This window comes from Crossiella sp. NPDC003009 (genome assembly GCF_053591555.1).
This window is the reverse complement of the sequence record NZ_JBSFUA010000016.1, coordinates 1-21,191: the sequence shown is the minus strand read 5'-3', so window position 1 is coordinate 21,191 and position 21,191 is coordinate 1. Positions and strand designations below refer to the sequence as shown.

Genomic DNA, 21,191 nt, shown 5'->3' with positions numbered 1-21,191 from the left:
CGGGCCTATTCGGCGCGTCCGCAGACCGAGTACCGCTTGCCGCTGACCTCGGCGACGGCGACCGTGCAGGTCCGGTGCACCGCGTCGCTGTCCTTGGCCGCCTCGGCGGTGCGGGCGCTCAGCGAACCCGCGCCCTGTGCCGTCGCGGTGGCCAGCACGGTGAAACCGGCCGTGGGGTCAGCGGCGGCGCGGCGCTGCAACTGCACCTCAAGCCGGTGCGCCACGGTCTTGTCGCTGAAGACGAAGCTGCCGGAGCCGGCCACCGTGTCCGCGGTGGCCAGGGTCTCCGCGCAGACCACGGCCCAGGTCTGGTTCGGGAAGTCGTCGTAGGTCAGGCATTCCCGGATCGGCGCGGCCGAGGCGGGCGCGGCCAGCACCCCGGTGAGCGCTCCGGCGGCAAGCAGCAGCGCAGCGGTCTTGACCATGCGACCCCCCAGATCGTCGTTGCCCCCACCATGGCAGAAACCGGTGGCACGGGACAAGATTCGGGTTCTCGCGTCACCGGGACCTGGTCAGCGCGGTGGCCAGCGCCGCCCCGGCCACCCGCTCGGTCTCCCGGCACAGCTCGTCCTCGCTGAAGGAGTCCTTGCTGGCGCTGCCCGTCACGCTCAGCGTCCGCCCGTCGGCCACGCTCACGTGCACCCCGCACGGCGCGGCGCGCCCTTCCAGGGAGCTCACCCTGGCCGCGGGGAACCCGGCGATGCCCACGAGCTTGGCCTTCGCGCTGGAGATGCCCAGCCAGCTCTCGATCCCGGCCCCTGCCCACGGGGTCACCACGAACCGGTAGCCGGGCGGGTCCACCACGAAGGCGCACCACGGGTCCTGCGAACCGTCGGCAGGGCCCGGTTCGATCCGGCTCACCCGCAGGTCGCTCTGCTGGGCGGAGGTGAGCAGCTCGCAGGGCGGCACGGTGTGCGCGGCCACCTCGCGCGGCCGCTGGGGTGGCGCGGTGGTCGGCGCCGGGCTGGACCCGCTGGTGGGCGCGGGCGCGCCGGTGCCGCAGGCGGCAAGCAGGCCGGTGACGGCCAGCGTGACCAACAACAGCGTGCGCATGGATCCCGCCTCCTCGCGGCCGGTCAGTCCATCGTGATGGCGTCCAGCTTCGCCCGCAAATAGTCCGCGGCCCGCACCTCCGGGTAGTCCACCTTGCCGATCGGCGGTCCCAGCGAGGCGATCCGGGCTTCCGGATCGGTCTCGTAGAAGTAGATCAGCGAGATCAGCTCCTCATCCGGCGCGCTGGCATCCGGCGGCAGCACCCGGTGCCGGGTGGAGCGCCAGCGGTCGCCGGTCCAGCGGGCCAGCAGGTCGCCGATGTTGACCGTGAAGGCAGCAGGGTCGAACGGCGCGTTCACCCATTCGTCGTCCAGGGTGTGCACCTGCAGCCCGCCGACTCCGTGCTGGCGGTCCAGGATGGTGACCGTGCCGAAGTCGGTGTGCGCGCCGATCCGGAACTGGCCCGGCTGCGGACTGCCCACAGTGGACAGTGGCGGGTACCAGTTGATGTTCATGGTGTAGGACGGGTGCTGTCCCCGGCTGGTGAAGAAGTCCGGGGCCAGGTCGAGGGCCACCGCGCACACGGTGAGCAGCTCGTCGGCCAGGCGGCGCATGTGCCGCAGGTACTCCTCGGCCAGCTCCTGGAGCCTGGGCGCCTCGGCGGGCCAGACGTTGGGCGCGAACCACTCCCGGTCCAGCTCCGGGTTGCCGGTGGGCTGGTCCGCGCCGACGGAGTAGCTCTCCTTGAGGTCCGGCGGGGACTCCGCGCCCTCGGCGTAGGAGTTGGCCTCCGCGCCCGGCGGCAGCCAGCCGTGCTCGCCGACCTTGACCGCGTACCGCCGTTTGGTCTCCGCCGACAGCGCGAAGAACTCCTTGGCCGCGGCGCGTACGTTGTCGCGGAGCTCGTCCGGCACGCGGTGTCCGGTGATGAGCAGGAATCCCGATCGCCGCAAGGCGTTGTCCACCTCCGCGGCCACCGCGCGGCGGCTGGCCGGATCACCCTGGAACCAGGGGGTGAGGTCGATGATCGGCACCGCGTCGCTCATGTTCGGACGGTAGCAGCAGTGCCTTCGGCCGTTGGGTGGAACTTTGCCGGCCGGTGTAACGGTGGGCATTTGTCAAACCTCTTATCCCACCCGTCGGTACTTCCCCCGAACGGCTGCTGACCAGGGTCAATCGCGACCGTACGTTTACCGATCACCGGGGATCCCGGTGATCGAGTCGCGTGTGTCGGGGCACGCACAACACGTGGAGGGCGCGTGCGATTACGGTTACGTCCATCCCGGCTGACCACCGTGCTGGTGGCCGGGGCGACCTGTCTGGCAGCGGCTCTGGGCGCCGTGACACCCGCCGTGGCGGCGCCCAGTGCCGCTGACGACGGGGGCCTGTCCGAGCGGACCGCGCGGCAGATCAACGTCCTGCAGCGGGTGAAGGCCACCCAGTCCAAGGCTGAGTCCAAAGTGGACAGTCGACTGGTGGTGGAGCAGCGGCTGCGCCAGGACCGCTCGCTGCTGAACGCGGCCCCTGAGCTCAACACCGGGATCGCGGTGGGCGGCAACGGATCCGTGCTGGTGGAGATCCGCGCCGACCGGGTGGGTGAGGAGCTGGTCGCCGACGTGCGCAGGCACGGCGGCGTGCTCCGGCACGTCTCCCCGGCCACCCGCACCGTGCGCGCGGAGCTGCCGCTGTCCTCGCTGGCCAAGCTCGCCGCCCGCGGTGACATCCGGCAGATCGAACCGGCCAGCGAGGCGATGACCGCCCGCGCGGGCGCGCCGAAGTCCGCCGAGACCAAGGAAGCGCGCGGCAAGCGGATCGCCGAGCAGGCCCGCGCCGCACTGGCCGCCAAGCAGCAGCGCGCCGGGGTCGCTGCGGTCACCTCCGAGGGCGACCGGGCGCACAACGCGGACAACGCCCGCCGCGACTACAAGGTCACCGGCGTCGGCGCGAAGCTGTGCGCCATGTCCGACGGCGTGGACTCCCTGGCCGCCATGCGCACCCTGGGCGAGCTGCCCGCGGTGGACGTGCTGGCCGGGCAGGAAGGCGACGGTGACGAGGGCACCGCGATGCTGGAGATCCTGCACGACGTCGCGCCCGGCGCCAGCCTCGGTTTCGCCACCGCCTTCAACGGCGACGCCAGCTTCGCCGACAACATCCGCAAGCTGCGCTTCGAGCTCAAGTGCGACGTGATCGTCGACGACGTGCTCTACTTCAACGAGTCGCCGTTCCAGGACGGCATCATCGCCCAGGCGGTCAACGACGTCACCGCCAACGGCGCGCTGTTCTTCTCCTCCGCGGGCAACGAGGGCAACCTCGCCGACGGCACCTCCGGGCACTGGGAGGGCAAGTTCGCCGACTCCGGCAAGGGGGTCGGCCGCTTCGTCGGCACCGCGCACGACTTCGACCCCGGCGCGGGCGTGCAGATCATCAACCCGATGTCGGCCGGTTCGAACGGCAAGCCGGTGACCCTGTTCTGGGCCGACCCGTTGCAGCGCGCCACCAACGACTACGACCTGTACCTGTTGGACGGCAACGGCAACGTGGTCGCACTCAGCCAGGGCGTGCAGGACGGGCTGCAGGACCCCTACGAACGGGTCAACACCACCGCGGGCGGCCAGCGGCTGGCCGTGGTGAAGTACCGCGGCGAGGACAAGTACCTGTCGCTGTCGGTGCTGCGCGGCCGGTTCAAGGACGCCGGTGAGCTTAAGGGCTTCGCCACCGCCGGAGTGACCCGTGGCCACTCCGCGGCCAAGGATGCCTTCAGCGTCGCCGCCGCCCCCGCCGCCAAGGCCTTCACCGGCGGCGAGGTCGGCGACCCGGCCAACCCGGCCGGTCCCTACCCGGGCTCCTTCGACGGCAACTCCAAGCTGGAGCGCTTCAGCTCCGACGGGCCGCGCCGGGTGTTCTTCAACGCCGACGGCACCCCGGTCGCCTCGCCCCAGGGTGAGCTGCGGCAGAAGCCGGACCTGACCGCCGCCGACGGCGTGGTCACCAAGACCCCCGGTTTCAGCCCGTTCTACGGCACCTCGGCCGCCGCGCCGCACGCCGCCGCGATCGCCGGCCTGATCCTCTCCGGCAACCCCGGCCTGCCCGCCGCGGAGGTGCGGCAGGCGCTGACCAGCACCGCGGTGGACATCGGCGCGCCCGGCGTGGACAACCGCGCGGGCGCGGGCATCGTGCTCACCGACAAGGTGCTGGCCTACACCGGGGCCAGCCCGCAGCCGAGGGCCGTGGCCCAGTCGCCGACGGTCAGCCCGACCAGCGGTGACGGCGACGCGTTCCTGGAGCCGGGGGAGAGCGCCGCGCTGTTCCTGCCGGTGCTCAACAACGGCGACGGCACCGCCGCCTCGGTCAGCGTGGCGCTGACCGCGACCAGCCCCGGGGTGACCGTGGCGCCGCGCACCAAGAACTACGGCACCATCGAGGCCGGGCAGACCGGGCTCAACCAGTTCGCCATCACGGTGCCCGCCGCCCACCCGATCGGGGATCCGGTGGTGCTCTCGGCCAAGGTGACCTTCGCGGGTTCGCTGTCGCCGACCACCACCGCGCTGAGCATCCCGATCGGCCGTCCCTCGCCGGTGGCCAAGAACTTCGCCTACGCCGGCGAGCCGGTGGCGATCCCGGACGGCGACTCCGCCGGGGTCACCGTCACCATCCCGGTGACCGGCGCAGGCAGGCCGTCCAAGGTCACCTTCTCCCTGGACGGCACCGACTGCTCCGCGGCGGAGGGCTCCACCACCGCCGGCATCAGCCACACCTACGTCGGTGACCTGGCAGGCACGCTGACCTCGCCGTCGGGCCAGGTCCTCACCCTGTTCCAGCGGCAGGGCGGCGGCGGCAACAACCTCTGCCAGGTGGTCTTCGACGACGGCGCCGCCCAGCCGTTCAGCGGCGTCACCGCGACTCAGGCGCCGTTCACCGGCACCTGGCGGCCGGTGGCCCCACTGGCGCCCACGCTGCGCAGCGGCGCCGACGGCAACTGGACGCTGAAGGTGGTGGACAACGTCCGCACCGACGCCGGCCACCTGCGGAACGTCTCGCTGCACATCAACGGATACGAGTGACCCTCGGTTGAACACCGGCGCCCCGGAGTGACCCAGTCGTCGCTGCGGGGCGCCGTCGTTCTAGTGTTGCGATCGTGACCGGCTCGCAACCTGCTCCCGTCGCCCCCGCGGAGGTGGTGCCGGTGCCCCGCGCGCCAGAGGACGTGCTGGCCGATGTGGCCGCCGCGGTGCTCGGTCCGGGCGGACACCTGAGTGTGGACCTGATGGACCTGCTCGACGGGGTGGTCCGCGGCCCGGTGGACGCGGTGTGCGCCAACGACGACCTGCTGCCCAGGCTGGCGCACGAGAACGCGCTGGACACCGTGCTCACCCAGATCCGCAGGCTGCTGCGCCCCGGCGGCGTGCTGGTGGCCGCGGTGCCCGAGCTGGCCAAACTCGGTGTGCTGCGACCCACCGCGCCCCCGCCGAGGGTGACCGGCTCCGGCCCGGACCGCCAGGTCACCGTGCAGCTGTGGGACTGGGCCGAGGACGGCGGCTCCTACGGCCTGGACGTGGTGCAGCTGGTGCGCAGCGCCGAGGGCTGGGCGGTGGCGGGCGCGGTGTCCACCCACCACCGTGTGCTCTCGGTGGAGGAGGTCGCTGAGGCGCTGACCAACGCCGGTTTCGCCGCCGTGCAATGCCTGTCCCCAGCGGAAAGCGGTCACCCGCTGCCGCTGTGCGTCGCGCTGGCCCCCCGATGAGCCGGGTCCGCCAGGTCGCCGGCGGCGGCCGCGCCGTCGAGGTCGAACCCGAACGCCTGCAAGGCTTCCTGGACCGCTTCGCCACCCGCCACCAGGGCGTCACCGAGTCCCGCCTCGGCCCCGCGCAGGCGGTGTTCACCGCCACCGACGGCGCGAAGGCCGAGCTCGACATCCCCTTCGGCGGCCTGCCCGGCGACCCGGTGATCACCCCGGGCCTGCACCTGGACCCCCTGCTGCCGCACCTGCTGCGCCCGCGCCGGATCGCGCTGGTGCTGGTCCGCCTGGGCGGCCACAGCCTCGGCGTGGCCGAGGGCGGGAAGGTGGTGCTCTCCACCACCGACCGCCGCCAGGTGCACGGCCGCAACAAGGCCGGCGGCTGGTCCCAGCAGCGCTTCGCCCGCCGCCGCGAGGGCCAGGCCAGGGTCGCCTTGCAGGCCGCGGCCGACGACGTGTTCCGGGTGCTGGTGCCCCAACTGTCCACTGTGGACGCCGTGGTGCTGGGCGGCGACCGCTCCGCACTGGCCGAGCTGCGCGCCGACCGGCGGATCGCGGAGCTGATGAACCGGGCCGAGGAACGGGTGCTGGACGTGCCCGAACCCCGCCGCACCGTGCTGGACGAGGCCGCGCTGCGCGCCCGCTGCGTCGACGTGGTGGTGACCGAGCCCTAGGCCGGGCCTGCGGTGACCTGCAGCTCGTACGGCCGGTAGTCGTGGTCCGGATCGCGGGCCTGGAAGCCCGCTGAGGTCAAGATCGCGAGCATCGCCTGCTGCATCGCCTCCATCACCTCCCCCTGCCGGGTCAGCACCGGGTCGTCCAGCCGCCCCTCGTTGACGCAGTCCGCCGCCGCCGTGGCCATCCGCGGATGGGTGTGCCAGTCGACCCACACCCCGCCCGCCTCGTCGTCAGCGGGATCGACTTCCACCCGGACGCCCACCCGGAGTCCGGGCGCGAGGTCGCCGGTGATCGGCAGCCCGGCCTCGGCGAGCGTGTCGCGCACGTCGTCGGCCAGGTTGCGCAGCTCGCGGAGCCGGGCGTCGGTCACCTTCGGCAGCATGGCGCGATCCTATGATCAGCGCCCGCTCTTCAGGGCCGCTTCAGACTCACGCCGCAAGCTCGAATCCGTGACCCGAGCCGTGATCACCGCCGCCCCACGCCGGGTGTTCCGCCCCGAGTTGCAGGGCCTGCGCGCCCTCGCGGTGGCCCTGGTGGTGATCTACCACGTCTACTCCGACCGGATCTCCGGCGGCGTGGACGTGTTCTTCCTGCTCTCCGGCTTCCTGCTGACCGCCCAGCTCCTCCGCGCCGCGGAACAACGCACCCTGGACATCCCGCGCCAGTGGGGCCGCACGCTCACCAGGCTCGTGCCCTCCGCGGCGGTGGTGCTGGCGGCGACCTGCGTCGCGGCGTACGCGATCCTGCCGCCGGAGCGCTGGTTCCAGACCATCCGCGAGGTGGTGGCGGCCGCGTTGTTCCTGGAGAACTGGCGGCTGGGCGCGGACTCGGTGGACTACTTCGCGCGCAACAACCTGGCCAGCCCGGTGCAGCACTTCTGGTCGCTGTCGGTGCAGGCACAGCTGATGGTGCTGTGGCCGGTGCTGATCGCCCTGGTCGCGCTGATGGTCCAGCGATGGCGGGGGAGGGGATCGCGGCCGAGCGCCGCCGCGGCAGCCGGAGGCGACCTTTCCGCCGCCGCGTCACCCGAGGGCCGACTTGCCACCGTCGTGCCGCCCAAGGGCAGCCCCGCCACCGCCGCCCCACCCGAGCGCCGCGCCGCCACCGCACCCGGGCACCGCATCCCCAGCACCACCGCACCCGGGCTCCGCCTCCCCGTCGCCGTCACCCTCGCCCTGCTCACCGCGCTCTCCCTCGCCTACTCCATCCACCTCACCGCCACCGACCAGCCCTTCGCCTACTTCCACACCTTCACCCGCCTCTGGGAGTTCGCCCTCGGCGGCCTGCTCGCCCTGGTCGCCGACCGGATCGCCCTGCCCCGCCGCCTGCGCTGGTTCCTCGGCTGGGCCGGCATCCTCGCCCTGGTCAGCTGCGGCCTCGTGCTCGACGTCGGCACCGTCTTCCCCGGCTACGCCGCGCTCTGGCCGACCATGGCCGCGGTGCTGGTGATCCTCGCCGGTGGGGCGGAGCGGGTGCTCTCCGCGCGGCCGCTGGTCCGGCTCGGCGACCTCAGCTACGCCCTCTACCTCTGGCACTGGCCGGTGCTGGTGCTCTACCTGGTCGTCCGCGGCGGCGACCAGGTCGGCTGGCGGGGCGGGGTGCTGGTGATCGGGGTTTCGCTGGGGCTGGCGGTGCTGACCCACCGGCTGGTCGAGCGGCCCGTTCCGCGCGGGGCCTACCGGGCCGCGGTGCTGTTGCTGGTGCCCGCGCTGGCGCTGGCCGCCTCCTGGCAGGCGCTGGCGGTGCGGGACGCGCGGTACTCGATCACCATCGGCAGTCGCGACTACCCCGGCGCGCTGGCCATGACGCCCGGGTTCCGCGGCGCGGGGGAGCTGCCGCCGATGCCGCCGCGGATCGCGTTGCCCGAGGACTGGGCCAGCCTGGACGGCCTGGACTGCGCTCGCTCGGCCCGCAACCGCGACCTGGAGATGTGCTCGACGTCCACAGTGGACACTCCCGCGAAGACCGTGGTGCTGGTCGGCGACTCGCACATGCAGCAGTACCTGGCCGCGGTCCGGCCGATCGCCGAGCAGCGCGGCTGGCGGGTGGTCACCATGTTCAAGGGCCTGTGCCCGTTCTCCACCGCCTCGGAGTCCATGCCGGGCGACGCGCCCTGCGTGGCCTGGAACGCCGCCGCCGCGGCCGAGATCCTCGACCTCAAGCCGGACGCGGTGTTCACCCTGGCCAGCCGCGACGTGCGGATCGGCCTCAGCGAGGTCACCCCGCCGGGGTTCGTCGAGCAGTGGCGGCGCCTGGCCGCGGCGGACATCCCGGTGGTCGCGCTGCGGGACAACCCGCGCTTCGACCACTGGCCGTCCACCTGCGCCTACGAGCTCGGTCCCGACGAACCCGTCTGCGCCGCGCCCCGAGCCGAGATCTACCCCGACCCACCGCCCTATCTGTCCATTCCGGACCTCCCACCCACAGTGTCCTTTGTGGACCTCAGCGACCACATGTGCACCCCGGACGTCTGCCCGCCGGTGATCGGCAACATCCAGGTGTACCTGGACAACAACCACCTCTCCGCCAGCTTCATGACCTCGCTGGCCCCGGTGCTGGCCGACCGGCTGCTGCCCGCGCTGCGGCACTGAGCGGTAGCGTCGGGGCCATGGACGCCCGGCAGCTGGCCTACTTCCTCGCGGTGGTCGACCACGGCGGGGTGCACCGGGCCGCGGCCGCGCTCTACCTCGCCCAGCCCTCGCTGTCCCAGGCGATCCGCGCCCTGGAACGCGACCTCGGCCAGGACCTGTTCCACCGGGCCGGTCGCCGGCTGGTGCTCACCGACGCCGGGCGCGCGCTGGTCGAACCCGCGCGGCAGGTGGTGCGCGACCTGGACATCGCCCGCGCCAGCGTGGCCGCCACCGCGGGGCTGGCCGTGGGCCGGGTGGAGATCGCCGCCATGCCCTCCCAGGCGGTGCAACCGCTCAGCGACCTGGTCACCGCCTTCACCGCCCGGCACCCCGGCCTGACCGTGACCATCCGGGCCGCGTTCACCGCGCCCGAGGTCCTCGAGCTGGTCCGCACCGGCGTCACCGAGCTCGGCCTGCTCGGCGCCACCCGGCTGCCGCCCGCGGTGGACGTCCGGCTCACCCCGCTGGGCCGCCAGCGCTTCGTGCTCATCGCACCGGTCGGCGGGCCGTTCCGGGCCGGTCAGGTGGTGCGGGCGGAAGACCTTGCCGGGCAACGGATGGTGGTCGGCCAGACCGGCACCGGCATGCGCCGCCTGGTCGAGGAGATCCGGGCCGCCGGGGTCGAGCTGACCGAGGTGGTGGAGACCGAGCACCGCGAGGCCATCCTGCCGCTGGTGCTCGGCGGGGTCGGTGTCGCCGTGCTCGCCGACTCCTGGGCCGAGCTGGCCCGCCGCGCGGGCGCGCTGGTGCTCGACCTCGAACCGCCCGCCTGCCTCGACCTTGCGCTGGCCAGCAGGCAGGCCCCGCTCAGCCCGGCCGCCACCGCCTTCCTCGCCGTGGCCACCGAGTCCACTGTGGACTGAGCGGCGCGCAGCCCGCCCGGCCAGATGTCGTTCCGGGCACGAACCGGACACGGTGGCCGCGGGCGGACAACGCCCGGTCCCCGCCGGACGTCTGTGGGGCAGCCGAACTTCCGGCTTCTGGAGGGGAGCACGACATGGTGTTACGACGAATGGCCCTGCTGTTGTCCGCGCTGGCCGCGCTGAGCCTGGCCGCGCCGCTGGCCGCCTCGGCCACGCCCGGCTACTGCGGGATCGACTGGGGCTCGGGGGACAAGAGCGCCGCGCTGACCACCACGGCGGAGATGACCAACCTGCGCGCGGGCCGGCAGGACTGCTTCGACCGGCTGGTCTTCGACTTCCGCGGCACGGTCAACGGCTACGCGGTGTCCTACGTGCCCGAGGTGACCGAGGACCCGACTGGCAACCCGGTCCCGTTGCGCGGCGGCGCGAAGCTGCTCATCCGGGTGGACGCCCCGGCCTACGACCAGCACGGCAACCTCACCTACCACCCGGCCAACCGCGCTGAGCTCGTCGACGTCACCGGCTACCAGACCTTCCGCCAGGTCGCCTGGGCCGGTTCCTTCGAGGGCCAGACCCACGTCGGCCTCGGCGTGCGCGCCCGGCTGCCGTTCCGGGTCTTCACCCTGCCCAACCGGGTCGTGGTGGACGTCGCGCACCTCTGGTGAACATCTATCCATCGACAAGTTTCGATGGCGTGACGGAGGCGACAGGACTCCGTAGATGACGTGAGTATTGATTGCCGTCAATACTGAGCGGATGACCGCGATCGAGGAAACGCCGCTACTGGCTGTTCAGGACGCTGACACCTACGCGAGCTGGTTCGCCAGCCTGGCCGATCCGACACGGGTCCGGCTGCTGCACGCGGTCGCCGTGGCCGGAGAAGCACCGGTCGGCGTGCTCGCCGAGCAGATCGGCGTCGGTCAGCCCACCTGCTCGCACCACCTGCGCAAGCTCGCCGAGGTCGGCTTCCTCCGGCTGCGGAAGGTCGGCGCCACCACGCTGGTTTCGGTCAACGAGGCCTGCGCGGCCGGCCTTCCGCATGCCGCCGACGTGGTCATGGGCGCACTGGCCGCGCGGCCGGGCGGCCTGGCCGACCTGCCGGCCGATGTCACCGTGCGCGCCATGACCGAGGCGGACTGGCCCGCGGTCCGGCGCATCTACGGCGAGGGCATCGCCACCGGCAGGGCCACCTTCGAGACCGAGGTACCGCGCCGGGAGATCCTGGACCGCAAGTGGCTGCCCGGCCACCGCTGGGTCGCCGAGGCCGACGGCCGGGTCGCCGGCTGGGCCGCGCTCACCCCGGTCTCGCCGAGGGCCTGCTACGCCGGGGTCGCCGAGACCTCGCTCTACGTCGGCGCGGCCTTCCGCGGCCGGGGCGTGGGCAAGTCGCTGATCCACCGCCAGGTCACCGCCGCCGACGAGGGCGGCCTGTGGACCCTGCAGAGCGCGATCTTCCCGGAGAACAAGGCCAGCCTGGCGCTGCACCGCGCCGCCGGGTTCCGCACCGTGGGCATCCGCGAGCGGATCGCCCGGCTGGACGGCCGCTGGCAGGACACCGTGCTGATCGAGCGCCGCGGCGCCACCGGCGACTGATAGGCCGCGCCTATCGGTATGACCGGCAACCGGTCTTGGACCCGGTGGCGGCCGGACTGGTGCGATCGAGGGCATGACGACCCACCACCGCATCGCCCTGATCCCCGGCGACGGCATCGGCCGCGAGGTCACCCCGGCGGCCCGCACGGTGCTGGACGCGGTCGGCGCCCGGCACGGCATCCGGTTCGGCTACCAGGAGTTCGACTACTCCTGCGCCCGCTACCGTGAGCTCGGCGCGATGATGCCCGCCGACGGCCTGGACCGGCTCCGCGAGCACGACGCGATCTTCCTCGGCGCGGTCGGCGAACCGGGCGTGCCCGACCACATCTCGCTGTGGGGCCTGCTGATCCCGATCCGCCGCGGCTTCCGCCAGTACGTGAACCTGCGGCCGATCAAGGTGTTCGAGGGGGTGCCCAGCCCGGTGCGCGGCGCGGAACCGGGCGCGGTGGACCTGGTGGTGGTGCGGGAGAACGTGGAGGGGGAGTACAGCGAGATCGGCGGCAGGCTGCACCGCGGCTGCCCCGAGGAGCTGGCCGTGCAGGAGGCGGTGTTCACCAGGGCCGGGGTGACCAGGGTGCTGGAGCACGCCTTCCGGCTGGCCGCGACCCGGCGCGGACGGCTCACCTCGGCCACCAAGTCCAACGGCATCGTGCACACCCTGCCGTTCTGGGACGAGCTGGTCGCCGAGACCGCGCCCGCGCACCCCGGCGTGACCTGGGACCAGGAGCACATCGACGCCCTGTGCGCCAAGCTGGTGCTGGACCCCGGCCGCTTCGACGTGATCGTCGGCTCCAACCTCTTCGGCGACATCCTCAGCGACCTGGCCGCCGCGGTCGCCGGCGGCATCGGCCTGGCCCCCTCGGCCAACCTCAACCCCGAGCGCGACTTCCCGTCCATGTTCGAGCCGGTGCACGGCTCCGCCCCGGACATCGCCGGACGCGGCATCGCCAACCCGATCGGCGCGATCTGGGCCGCGGCGCTGCTGCTGGACCACCTCGGCCACTCCGAGGCGGCCGCTACCGTGCAGACCGCGCTGGCGGAACTGTTGGCAGGCACCGGGATCCGCACCCCGGACCTGGGCGGCACCGCCACCACCGAGGAGTTCACCACGGCCCTGCTGGAGTTCCTGCCATGAGCGTCCCACTGCCCAGCGACTTCACCGCTCGCACCGTCGACGCCGACGGCATCGGCATCCACTGCGTCACCGCCGGCGACGGCCCGCCGCTCCTGCTGCTGCACGGCTACCCGCAGACGCACCTGATCTGGCACGAGGTCGCGCCCCGGCTGGCCGAGCGGTTCACCGTGGTGCTCACCGACCTGCGCGGCTACGGCGACAGCGGCAAACCCGCGCCCGGCCCCGAGGACGCGGAGTACAGCAAACGCGCGATGGCCGCCGACCAGCTCGCGGTGATGCGGCAGCTGGGCTTCACCGAGTTCGGCGTGGCCGGGCACGACCGCGGCGGCCGGGTCGCACACCGCCTCACCCTGGACCACCCCGAAGCCGTGACCAGGCTGGCCGTGCTCGACATCGTGCCCACCCGGCACACCTTCTCCCACGCGGACAAGCACTTCGGGCTCGGCTACTTCCACTGGTTCTTCCTGGCCGCGGGCAACGGCATCCCGGAACGGCTCATCGGCAACGACCCCGAGTTCTGGATCCGCGCCAGGATGACCGCCCGCCACCACGGCGGCGACCCCTTCGACGAAGCGGCGATCGCGGAGTACGTGCGCTGCTTCAGCGACCCCGCCGCCATCGCCGCCTCCTGCGCGGACTACCGCGCGGCCGCGGGCATCGACCTGACCCACGACAACGCCGACGCGGGCAGGCTGATCGAGGTGCCGCTGCTCGCGCTGTGGGGACAGGACAGCTTCGTCGGCCGCACCTACGACGTGCCCGCGGTCTGGCGGGAGTACGCGCGGGAGGTCACCGGGCAGGCGCTGCCCAGTGACCACTACCTGCCGGAGGAAGCACCCGCGGAGACCGCGGCCGCGCTGGCGGAGTTCTTCAGCCGTCCACCGGCCAGGCGTGGTTGACCGCGTTGAACACCGCCACCCGGTCCGCGCCCAGCAACTTGGCCTGGTGCACGAACTGCGCGGCCAGGTTCGGCAGCTCATCAGGGGCGAAGGCGGGCGGCTGGTCGGCCACCACGGTGCCCTTGCGACCGGCGGTGCGCACCACGCCCGCCGCCTCCAGCTCCTTGTACGCCCTGGCCACCGTGCCCGCGGCGATGCCCAGCTCAGCGGCCAGGCCGCGCACCGTCGGCAAGGGCATGCCAGGGGCCAGACTGCCCGCCGCGATCGCGGTGCGGACCTGGTCGTGCAGCTGCCGCCACGGCGGGGCCGGGCTGTCCGGGTCGACCCTCAGCACGGCTCAGCCCAGGGTGCCGGTGGCGAGCAGGCCACCGTCCACGCGCACGGTCTCGCCGGTGATCCAGTCCGCCTCGTCCGAGGCCAGGAAGGCCACCAGCCGGGCCACGTCCTCCGGGGTGCCCAGCCGCTTCATCGGGTAGGCGCTGGTGATGTCGTCCTCGCGGCCGGTGTAGATCTGCTCGGCGAACTTGGTCTTGACCACCGCCGGGGCCACCGCGTTGACCCGCACCTTCGGGCCCAGCTGCCAGGCCAGCTCCTCGGTCAGCCGGATCAGCGCGGCCTTGGACGCGCCGTAGGCGGCGATCGCGCCGGTGGAGCGGATGCCGCCGACCGAGGCGATGTTGACCACGGAGCCGCCGTGCTCGCCCATCCAGCGGTGCCAGGCCAGCTGGATGAAGCCCAGGGAGGCCACCACGTTGGTGTCGAAGATCTTCTTCACCGCGTTCAGGTCGGCGTCCATCAGGAAGCCGAAGACCGGGTTGATGCCGGTGTTGTTGACCAGCACGTCCAGCGAGCCGAACCGGGCCAGCGTGCCGTCCACCGCGGCCTCCCGGTCCACGTCCACCCCGGTGTTGCCGGGCAGGCCGAGCACCCGCTTGTCGCCGTCGGCCACCGTGCCCGCCAGGTGCCGCACCGCGGCCTCGACCTGCTCGGGCTTGCGGGAGGTGATGACCACGTTCGCGCCCCGGCCGAGCAGCTCCTCGGCGATACCGAGGCCGATACCCCTGCTGGCCCCGGTGACCAGGGCGGTCCTGCCGGTGAAGTCGGTGCGCGCTGGCGTGTTCGGCTGGCTCATGGCCCAGACAATAGGTCAACTTACTCGCGAGTACGAGAGCCGGATCGGGGGTGTCCGGGCCAGGTGTGCGCGGGCGCACGGTAAATGAGGTGCGCGCGCCGGGTAAGATGGTCCCGTGGTTCTGATGCTGTAGGCCGCTCGACAGCCCGCCGGTTACGACAGGCGGGCCGACGACAGCTGGGCCTGGCCGACCACAAATACTTCCTGGAGCTTCCCTTGATCGCAGCCACCGGGCTGGAACTGCGCGCTGGTTCGCGCATCCTCGTCTCCGGCGCCAACCTCCGCATCCAGCCCGGCGACCGGATCGGCCTGGTCGGCCGCAACGGCGCGGGCAAGACCACCACCCTGCGCGTGCTCGCGGGCGAGGGCGAGCCGCACGCCGGTGAGGTCAAGCTCGCCGACGAGCTGGGCTACCTGCCGCAGGACCCGCGTGAGGGCGACCTCTCGGTCTCGGTCAAGGACCGGGTGCTCTCCGCGCGCAACCTGGACCAGCTGGCCAGGGACCTGGAGAAGGCCCAGACCGAGATGGCCGAGCTGGTCGACGACGCCGAGCGCGAGCGCGCGGTCCGCCGCTACGGCCGGCTGGAGGAGCGCTTCTCCGCCCTCGGCGGCTACGCCGCGGAGAGCGACGCCTCCCGGATCTGCGCCAACCTCGGGCTGCCGCCCAGGGTGATGGAGCAGGCGCTGCTGACCCTCTCCGGTGGTCAGCGCCGCCGGGTCGAGCTGGCCCGGATCCTGTTCGCGGCCTCCGACGGCGGCGGCAAGTCGGCCACCACGCTGCTGCTGGACGAGCCGACCAACCACCTCGACGCCGACTCGATCACCTGGCTGCGCTCCTTCCTCAAGGCGCACGACGGCGGCCTGGTGGTGATCAGCCACGATGTCGAGCTGCTCGCCGACGTGGTCAACCGGGTGTGGTTCCTGGACGCCACCCGCGGCGAGGTCGACGTCTACAACATGAACTGGAAGCGGTACCTGGACGCGCGCGCCACCGACGAGAAGCGCCGCCGCCGGGAACGGGCCAACGCGGAGAAGAAGGCCTCCACGCTGATGGCCCAGGCCGACAAGATGCGGGCCAAGGCCACCAAGGCGGTCGCCGCGCAGAACATGGCCAAGCGCGCGGAGAAGCTGCTGGCCGGGCTGGACGAGGAACGGGTGGCCGACAAGGTGGCCCGGATCCGCTTCCCGGACCCCGCGCCCTGCGGCAAGGTCCCGCTGACCGCGGAGAACCTGTCCAAGTCCTACGGTTCTCTGGAGATCTTCGCCGGGGTGGACCTGGCCATCGACCGCGGCGCCAAGGTGGTCGTGCTGGGCCTCAACGGCGCCGGCAAGACCACCCTGCTCAAGCTGCTCTGCGGCCAGGAGAAGGCCGACGCGGGGCGCGTTGTCGCAGGTCACGGGCTTCGGCTCGGGTACTACGCGCAGGAGCACGAGACGCTGGACCACGGCGCGAGCGTGTGGTCCAACATCCGGCACGCCGCCCCGGACACGCCGGAGCAGCAGTTGCGCACCCTGCTCGGCTCCTTCATGTTCAGCGGCGAGCAGCTCGACCAGCCGGCCGGGACGCTCTCCGGTGGCGAGAAGACCAGGCTCGCGCTGGCCGGTCTGGTCTCCAGCGCGGCCAACGTGCTGCTGCTCGACGAGCCGACCAACAACCTGGACCCGGCCAGCCGTGAGCAGGTGCTGGACGCGCTCCGTAGTTTCTCCGGCGCGGTGGTGCTGGTGACCCACGACCCCGGAGCGGTGGAGGCTTTGGAGCCGGAACGGGTGATCTTGCTACCCGATGGCACCGAAGATCACTGGTCAGCGGACTACCTGGAGCTGGTGCAACTCGCTTAGGCCCTGTTCGCGACCGCCGATCGGGCGGTGCTGACTACACTTAGCGTGCTTCGTCGATCAACTATCGGTGAGGCAGGTACCATTTGGCGACGTTTTTCCATGATCGCCTAGCATTTACTGCCTTCCTGTTCGATCATTGCCCCCAAGGGGTCGTTGATCGACCCACCTGCTCGGACGGAAGGCGGGACAAGGTGGCGACTGACCTGAAGAAGGGCGCCCGGATCACCGGCGCGGCTCGGGACAAGCTTGCCTCTGACCTGAAGAAGAAGTACGAGAAGGGCGCGAGCATTCGGTCCCTGGCCGAGTCCACCGGCCGTTCGTACGGCTTCGTGCACCGTGTGTTGAGCGAGTCCGGTGTGACGCTGCGGGGCCGGGGCGGCGCCACGCGCACCAAGAAGAAGTGACGTCGGGACAACCGACGACTGCGAATTTTTCCCACCACACAACAGAATCCAGGAGCCGACGAGTTCCCCATGCCAGATGAATCGAAGATCGACGCTGGCCTGCTGGAGCGCGGGGGTGTCCAGCTCGCCGTGGAAGGTCCGCTTGCCACGGTCACGCTGAACCGGCCCGAGGTGCTCAACGCGCAGACCCCCGCGACCTGGGACGCGCTGCGCGAGATCGGCTCGGCGCTGTCGGACGAGGTCAGGGTCGTGGTTGTGCGCGGGGTCGGCCGCGCCTTCTCCGCTGGCCTCGACCGGCGGTTGTTCACCGCGGAGGGTTTTGACGGGCAGCCGGGTCTGGTGTCCCTCGCCTCGGGCTCGCCCGAGGACTCCGATGCCGTGATCGCCGAGTTCCAGCGGGGCTTCACCTGGCTGCGCGAGTCGAACTTCATCACCGTGGCGGCGGTGCATGGGCACGCGATCGGCGCGGGTTTCCAGCTCGCCCTGGCCTGCGACCTGCGGGTCGCGGCGGAGGACGCCCAGTTCGCGATGGCCGAGACCAGCCTCGGGCTGGTTCCCGACCTCGGCGGCACCCTCCCGCTCGTGCAGTGTGTCGGATACGCGCGAGCCGTGGAGATCTGCCTGACCGGCCGACGGGTCGGCGCCGAGGAGGCCCTGCGGATCGGGCTGGTCAACGAGGTCGTGCCAGCCGACGCGCTGGATGCCGCGGTGGCCAACCTGGTGGCGCGGTTGGTCGCGCCCATGCCGGGTGCGAGCCGGGAGACCCTGGCCCTGCTGGCCAAGGCCGCGGGCAGCCCGTCGCTGTCCGAGCAGACCGCGGCCGAGCGCTCGGCCCAGCTGCGCAGGCTGAACGAACTGCGGGCCTTGATGAACCCGGCCGGTTCCTGAACCCTTACCGGTCCCACAGCTGAATAGTTTCACCACGGAATAGTTCAACGGCTCCGGTTGTTGTGCTGGTCGAACCAGCACGAGGAGGGGCTGTGGACGGCACGTGGATGTTGATGCGTGGGGCGATGCGCCAGGACGCCGCCAGTAAGAAGGTGCGGCGCGGCACCCTGAGACGGGTGCTCACCTTCGCGCGCCCGCACCGCGGCAAGCTGCTGGTCTTCCTCGCGTTGACCGTCATCTCCGCGGTGCTCGCGGTCAGCACCCCGGTGCTGGCCGGGCAGGTCGTGAACGCGATCGTGGACGGCAAGGACTCGGGCCTTGTCGTCCGCATCGCGCTGCTCATCGCCGCCATCGCGCTGCTGGGCGCGGCGATCGGCCTGGTGGAGCGCTGGCTGTCCTCCCGGATCGGTGAGGGCCTGATCTACGACCTGCGCCGCGCGGTGTTCGAGCACGTGCAGCAGCTGCCGGTGGCCTTCTTCGCCCGCACCCGCACCGGCGCGCTGGTCAGCAGGCTCAACAACGACGTGGTCGGCGCCCAGCGCGCGTTCACCTCCACCGTGTCCGGGGTGCTGACCAACGTGATCCAGCTGGCCCTGGCCCTCGGCGTGATGCTGACGCTGTCCTGGCAGGTCACCGTGCTGGCGATGCTGCTGCTGCCGGTGTTCGTGCTGCCCGCCCGCCGGGTCGGGCGGCGGATGGCGGACCTGCAGCGGGAGGCGGCCGGGCACAACGCCGGGATGACCAACCAGATGACCGAGCGGTTCTCCGCACCGGGGGCGACCCTGGTGAAGCTGTTCGGGCGGCCGGGGGAAGAGGCCGAGGAGTTCGGCGGGCGGGCCGCGCGGGTGCGCGACATCGGCGTGCGCAACGCGATGACCACGATGTCCTTCGTCACCGCGCTGACCCTGGTGTCCAGCCTGGCGCTGGCGCTGGTGTACGGACTGGGCGGCTGGCTGGCGATCCAGGGTGAGCTGGCGGCGGGAACCGTTGTCTCCCTTGCCCTGCTGCTCACCCGGCTGTACTCGCCGCTGACCGCGCTGGCCAACGCGCGGGTGGACGTGATGAGCGCGCTGGTCTCCTTCGAGCGGGTCTTCGAGGTGCTGGACCTGCCGCCGTCGATCACCGAGCGGCCCGATGCCACGGTGGTGCCGCCGGGCGGGGTGTCCGTGGAGTTCCAGGGCGTGCACTTCAGCTATCCGGCCGCGAGCGAGGTTTCCCTTGCCTCCCTTGAGGATGTGGAGACCCTGGACAAGCGCGGCGGCCAGGAGGTGTTGCACGGCATCAGCTTCCGCGCCGAACCGGGTCAGCTGGTCGCGCTGGTCGGCTCCTCCGGTGCGGGCAAGTCCACGATAGCTTCCCTGGTGCCCAGGCTGTACGACGTGAACGCCGGATCCATCCGGCTGTCCGATGTGGACGTCCGGGACCTGTCCTTCGACGCGATCCGGGAAGCCGTCGGCGTGGTCACCCAGGACGGCCACCTCTTCCACGACACCATTGGCGCGAACCTGCGCTACGGCCGCCCGCAGGCCACCGACGAAGAGGTCTGGACCGCGCTGCGGCAGGCCAGGCTGGCCGAGCTGGTCGCCTCACTGCCGGACGGGCTGGACACGGTGGTGGGGGAGCGCGGCTACCGGCTCTCCGGTGGCGAGCGGCAGCGGCTGACCATCGCGCGGTTGCTGCTGGCCCAGCCCAGGGTGGTGATCCTGGACGAGGCCACCGCGCACCTGGACTCGGCCTCGGAGCTGGCGGTGCAGGAGGCGCTGACCGAGGCGCTGGCCAACCGGACCGCGCTGGTCATCGCGCACCGGTTGTCCACCATCCGGGCGGCGGATGTGATCCTGGTGGTGGAGGACGGCCGGATCCTGGAGCGGGGCTCGCACCAGGAGCTGCTGGCCAAGGACGGGCGTTACGCAGAGTTGTACCGCACCCAGTTCGCGCAGGAGCCCATGGCCCAGACAGGTTGAGCTGAATGGACTATGCCGGACCGGGTAACCCGGCGGCATGGACCTGAGCCCATTCCGCGAACTGGCCGGGGCCACCGGCCCGTTCGCCACGGTGTACCTGGACGTCTCACACGACACCGCGCAGGCCGGCAAGCAGATCGACCTGCGCTGGCAGAGCGCCCGAGTCAGCCTCGCCGAACAGGGCGCGGACCCACCAACGCTGGCCGCGCTGGACCGCGCCCTCACCGAGGCCCCGCCCGCCGTCGGCCGCGCCGGCCGGGCCCTGGTCGCCGGGGGCGGCAAGCTCTGGCTGGACGAGCCCCTGCGCGTGCCACCACCCCAGCCCCTGGCCCGCTACGGCGCACTGCCCGACCTCGGCCCCCTGCTCGCCGGCCGCACTCCCGGTATCGCGCACGTGGTCGCGTTGATCGACCGAACCGGCGCTGACCTGCGTGGATTCGCCGCCGACGGCAGCCTGGCAGCCAGCCCGGAGGTCGAAGGGGACCGGCACCCGGTGCACAAGGTGGGCGGTGGCGGCATGTCGCACGGCCACATCCAGCACCGGGTCGAGGAGACCTGGCACGCCAACGCCAAACAGGTCGCCGAGGAGATCGACCGGATGGTGGGGGCGCTGAACGCCCAGCTGGTGGTGCTTGCCGGTGACCCCAAGGCCCGCGCCGACGTGCGCGACAGCCTGAACCACCGCTGCGCCACCATCGCCGTCGAACTCTCCGGCGCCAGCCGCGCCGACGCCAACGAGGAGACGGTGACCGAGGCCGTCCAGTCCCTGGTGGCCAACATCGCCGCCGCCCACGGCCGCGAGATCGAGGAACGCTTCGTCCAGGAGCTCAACCGCCCAGGCGGCCACGCCGTCAGCGGCCTGCCCGAGGTCACAGCGGCCCTGCGAATGTCCACAGTAGACACTCTGCTGATGGACCCGGAAGCCGAACGCGCCCACCAGATCTGGGTCGGCGACCAGCCAACCGAGTTGGCGGTGGCCCAAGAAGAGCTCCGCGACCTGGGCGTCCCCAACCCCAGACCGGAACCCGCCGACGCGGCCCTGCTGCGCGCCACGGCCGCCACCGGCGCCCAACTCCAGGTGACCCCCGGCCTGCGCGACGGCGTAGCCGCCCTCCTCCGAAGCTGAGAAAGGACCCCACGATGGAACGCGGAAACACCAAACATGGCCCCCGGCAGGACGAACAACTCGAAGCCGAAACCCAAGGCATGATCAAAGCCAACCGCCCCACCCGCGCCGAAGAATGGCGCGACCCCGAACCCCCGGCTGACGACGACCCGCCGGTGATGCGCCCGTCTTAGCGGGCGGGCGAAGCCCGAGGCTGGCGAGGTTTTGGCTTGACACACAAGAGGTCCTCTCGTCTTCTCCGTACGGCCTGGAGACTGCGTACCGCATCCCGCCGAGCAGACGCTCACAGCAACCGCCGCCAAAGCCTCGCAA

The 21,191-nt window shown here is 72.1% G+C and carries 21 protein-coding genes; 15 read left to right on the top strand and 6 right to left on the bottom strand.

All coding sequences use genetic code 11. The features are described 5' to 3' along the window. Nucleotides 1-5 precede the first annotated feature (5 nt). From ACWDY5_RS19050 to ACWDY5_RS19040, 3 genes are all read right to left on the bottom strand, one after another. Complete coding sequence (locus tag ACWDY5_RS19050) at nucleotides 6-425, bottom strand: hypothetical protein (RefSeq protein WP_449723504.1); 420 nt, start codon at nucleotides 423-425, stop codon at nucleotides 6-8. A 73-nt stretch (nucleotides 426-498) separates the two neighbouring features. Then, nucleotides 499-1,053, bottom strand: a complete 555-nt coding sequence (locus ACWDY5_RS19045) for a DUF3558 domain-containing protein (RefSeq protein WP_449723503.1) — start codon at nucleotides 1,051-1,053, stop codon at nucleotides 499-501. Between the two features lie 23 nt (nucleotides 1,054-1,076). Continuing rightward, nucleotides 1,077-2,039, bottom strand: coding sequence for an isopenicillin N synthase family dioxygenase (locus ACWDY5_RS19040; protein WP_449723502.1), 963 nt, complete (start codon nucleotides 2,037-2,039; stop codon nucleotides 1,077-1,079). A 213-nt stretch (nucleotides 2,040-2,252) separates the two neighbouring features. Here ACWDY5_RS19040 and ACWDY5_RS19035 point away from each other — a divergent pair, with 213 nt between their 5' ends. The 3 genes from ACWDY5_RS19035 (at nucleotide 2,253) to ACWDY5_RS19025 (ending at nucleotide 6,402) form a co-directional block, all read left to right on the top strand. Then, a complete protein-coding gene (locus ACWDY5_RS19035) occupies nucleotides 2,253-5,054 on the top strand; it encodes a S8 family serine peptidase (protein WP_449723501.1) in 2,802 nt (933 codons plus the stop codon). 74 nt (nucleotides 5,055-5,128) lie between these two features. After that, on the top strand, nucleotides 5,129-5,734 hold the full coding sequence (locus ACWDY5_RS19030) for a hypothetical protein (protein WP_449723500.1): 606 nt from the start codon (nucleotides 5,129-5,131) through the stop codon (nucleotides 5,732-5,734). Continuing rightward, complete coding sequence (locus ACWDY5_RS19025) at nucleotides 5,731-6,402, top strand: acVLRF1 family peptidyl-tRNA hydrolase (protein ID WP_449723499.1); 672 nt, start codon at nucleotides 5,731-5,733, stop codon at nucleotides 6,400-6,402. Before ACWDY5_RS19030 ends, ACWDY5_RS19025 begins: the two co-directional genes overlap by 4 nt. Here the strand turns inward: ACWDY5_RS19025 and ACWDY5_RS19020 are convergent. Beyond that, on the bottom strand, nucleotides 6,399-6,788 hold the full coding sequence (locus tag ACWDY5_RS19020) for a hypothetical protein (protein WP_449723498.1): 390 nt from the start codon (nucleotides 6,786-6,788) through the stop codon (nucleotides 6,399-6,401). The genes ACWDY5_RS19025 and ACWDY5_RS19020 overlap by 4 nt on opposite strands. Before the next feature lie 67 nt (nucleotides 6,789-6,855). Between ACWDY5_RS19020 and ACWDY5_RS19015 the strand changes: the two genes are divergently transcribed. From ACWDY5_RS19015 to ACWDY5_RS18990, 6 genes are all read left to right on the top strand, one after another. Further along, nucleotides 6,856-8,997: an acyltransferase family protein gene (locus ACWDY5_RS19015; RefSeq protein WP_449723497.1), complete on the top strand. Its 2,142-nt coding sequence runs from the start codon at nucleotides 6,856-6,858 to the stop codon at nucleotides 8,995-8,997. Between the two features lie 17 nt (nucleotides 8,998-9,014). Beyond that, nucleotides 9,015-9,899 (top strand): LysR family transcriptional regulator, encoded by an 885-nt coding sequence (locus tag ACWDY5_RS19010; RefSeq protein WP_449723496.1) that lies wholly within the window; start codon nucleotides 9,015-9,017, stop codon nucleotides 9,897-9,899. A 134-nt stretch (nucleotides 9,900-10,033) separates the two neighbouring features. Then, nucleotides 10,034-10,564, top strand: coding sequence for an AMIN-like domain-containing (lipo)protein (locus ACWDY5_RS19005; protein ID WP_449723495.1), 531 nt, complete (start codon nucleotides 10,034-10,036; stop codon nucleotides 10,562-10,564). Between the two features lie 91 nt (nucleotides 10,565-10,655). Further along, entirely contained in the window at nucleotides 10,656-11,492 is an 837-nt protein-coding gene (locus ACWDY5_RS19000) for a helix-turn-helix domain-containing GNAT family N-acetyltransferase (protein ID WP_449723494.1), read from the top strand. A 73-nt stretch (nucleotides 11,493-11,565) separates the two neighbouring features. Next, nucleotides 11,566-12,627: a tartrate dehydrogenase gene (locus ACWDY5_RS18995; protein WP_449723493.1), complete on the top strand. Its 1,062-nt coding sequence runs from the start codon at nucleotides 11,566-11,568 to the stop codon at nucleotides 12,625-12,627. After that, complete coding sequence (locus ACWDY5_RS18990; RefSeq protein WP_449723492.1) at nucleotides 12,624-13,526, top strand: alpha/beta hydrolase; 903 nt, start codon at nucleotides 12,624-12,626, stop codon at nucleotides 13,524-13,526. Before ACWDY5_RS18995 ends, ACWDY5_RS18990 begins: the two co-directional genes overlap by 4 nt. On the opposite strand, the gene ACWDY5_RS18985 is transcribed toward ACWDY5_RS18990, so the two are convergent. Together ACWDY5_RS18985 and ACWDY5_RS18980 are read right to left on the bottom strand one after the other, a co-directional pair. Further along, nucleotides 13,498-13,860 (bottom strand): GntR family transcriptional regulator, encoded by a 363-nt coding sequence (locus ACWDY5_RS18985; protein WP_449723491.1) that lies wholly within the window; start codon nucleotides 13,858-13,860, stop codon nucleotides 13,498-13,500. The genes ACWDY5_RS18990 and ACWDY5_RS18985 overlap by 29 nt on opposite strands. Before the next feature lie 3 nt (nucleotides 13,861-13,863). Next, nucleotides 13,864-14,658 carry an SDR family oxidoreductase gene (locus ACWDY5_RS18980; protein ID WP_449723490.1) on the bottom strand — a complete coding sequence of 265 codons (795 nt, stop codon included), beginning with the start codon at nucleotides 14,656-14,658 and terminating at the stop codon, nucleotides 13,864-13,866. 216 nt (nucleotides 14,659-14,874) lie between these two features. Here ACWDY5_RS18980 and ACWDY5_RS18975 point away from each other — a divergent pair, with 216 nt between their 5' ends. The 6 genes from ACWDY5_RS18975 to ACWDY5_RS18950 all read left to right on the top strand — a co-directional run bounded on the left by ACWDY5_RS18975 (nucleotide 14,875) and on the right by ACWDY5_RS18950 (nucleotide 21,052). Continuing rightward, the gene (locus tag ACWDY5_RS18975) at nucleotides 14,875-16,497 is read left to right on the top strand and encodes an ABC-F family ATP-binding cassette domain-containing protein (protein WP_449723489.1); all 1,623 of its coding nucleotides are present in this window, start codon (nucleotides 14,875-14,877) and stop codon (nucleotides 16,495-16,497) included. Between the two features lie 191 nt (nucleotides 16,498-16,688). Beyond that, the gene (locus ACWDY5_RS18970; protein WP_086780855.1) at nucleotides 16,689-16,901 is read left to right on the top strand and encodes a helix-turn-helix domain-containing protein; all 213 of its coding nucleotides are present in this window, start codon (nucleotides 16,689-16,691) and stop codon (nucleotides 16,899-16,901) included. Nucleotides 16,902-16,970: 69 nt separating this feature from the next. Further along, nucleotides 16,971-17,789, top strand: a complete 819-nt coding sequence (locus tag ACWDY5_RS18965; RefSeq protein ID WP_449723488.1) for an enoyl-CoA hydratase/isomerase family protein — start codon at nucleotides 16,971-16,973, stop codon at nucleotides 17,787-17,789. Nucleotides 17,790-17,881: 92 nt separating this feature from the next. Beyond that, nucleotides 17,882-19,753, top strand: a complete 1,872-nt coding sequence (locus ACWDY5_RS18960) for an ABC transporter ATP-binding protein (RefSeq protein WP_449723487.1) — start codon at nucleotides 17,882-17,884, stop codon at nucleotides 19,751-19,753. A gap of 37 nt (nucleotides 19,754-19,790) precedes the next feature. After that, nucleotides 19,791-20,879: an Rv2629 family ribosome hibernation factor gene (locus tag ACWDY5_RS18955; RefSeq protein WP_449723486.1), complete on the top strand. Its 1,089-nt coding sequence runs from the start codon at nucleotides 19,791-19,793 to the stop codon at nucleotides 20,877-20,879. Between the two features lie 14 nt (nucleotides 20,880-20,893). Next, on the top strand, nucleotides 20,894-21,052 hold the full coding sequence (locus ACWDY5_RS18950; RefSeq protein ID WP_449723485.1) for a hypothetical protein: 159 nt from the start codon (nucleotides 20,894-20,896) through the stop codon (nucleotides 21,050-21,052). Nucleotides 21,053-21,191: the final 139 nt, after the last annotated feature.

What these genes read in the sequence shown, in the direction of transcription:
- ACWDY5_RS19050 (WP_449723504.1), bottom strand. Translation starts at nt 425, where the DNA reads ATGGTCAAGACCGCTGCGCTGCTGCTTGCCGCCGGAGCGCTCACCGGG.
- ACWDY5_RS19045 (WP_449723503.1), bottom strand. Translation starts at nt 1,053, where the DNA reads ATGCGCACGCTGTTGTTGGTCACGCTGGCCGTCACCGGCCTGCTTGCC.
- ACWDY5_RS19040 (WP_449723502.1), bottom strand. Translation starts at nt 2,039, where the DNA reads ATGAGCGACGCGGTGCCGATCATCGACCTCACCCCCTGGTTCCAGGGT.
- ACWDY5_RS19025 (WP_449723499.1), top strand. Translation starts at nt 5,731, where the DNA reads ATGAGCCGGGTCCGCCAGGTCGCCGGCGGCGGCCGCGCCGTCGAGGTC.
- ACWDY5_RS19020 (WP_449723498.1), bottom strand. Translation starts at nt 6,788, where the DNA reads ATGCTGCCGAAGGTGACCGACGCCCGGCTCCGCGAGCTGCGCAACCTG.
- ACWDY5_RS19010 (WP_449723496.1), top strand. Translation starts at nt 9,015, where the DNA reads ATGGACGCCCGGCAGCTGGCCTACTTCCTCGCGGTGGTCGACCACGGC.
- ACWDY5_RS19005 (WP_449723495.1), top strand. Translation starts at nt 10,034, where the DNA reads ATGGTGTTACGACGAATGGCCCTGCTGTTGTCCGCGCTGGCCGCGCTG.
- ACWDY5_RS19000 (WP_449723494.1), top strand. Translation starts at nt 10,656, where the DNA reads ATGACCGCGATCGAGGAAACGCCGCTACTGGCTGTTCAGGACGCTGAC.
- ACWDY5_RS18995 (WP_449723493.1), top strand. Translation starts at nt 11,566, where the DNA reads ATGACGACCCACCACCGCATCGCCCTGATCCCCGGCGACGGCATCGGC.
- ACWDY5_RS18990 (WP_449723492.1), top strand. Translation starts at nt 12,624, where the DNA reads ATGAGCGTCCCACTGCCCAGCGACTTCACCGCTCGCACCGTCGACGCC.
- ACWDY5_RS18980 (WP_449723490.1), bottom strand. Translation starts at nt 14,658, where the DNA reads ATGAGCCAGCCGAACACGCCAGCGCGCACCGACTTCACCGGCAGGACC.
- ACWDY5_RS18965 (WP_449723488.1), top strand. Translation starts at nt 16,971, where the DNA reads ATGCCAGATGAATCGAAGATCGACGCTGGCCTGCTGGAGCGCGGGGGT.
- ACWDY5_RS18955 (WP_449723486.1), top strand. Translation starts at nt 19,791, where the DNA reads ATGGACCTGAGCCCATTCCGCGAACTGGCCGGGGCCACCGGCCCGTTC.
- ACWDY5_RS18950 (WP_449723485.1), top strand. Translation starts at nt 20,894, where the DNA reads ATGGAACGCGGAAACACCAAACATGGCCCCCGGCAGGACGAACAACTC.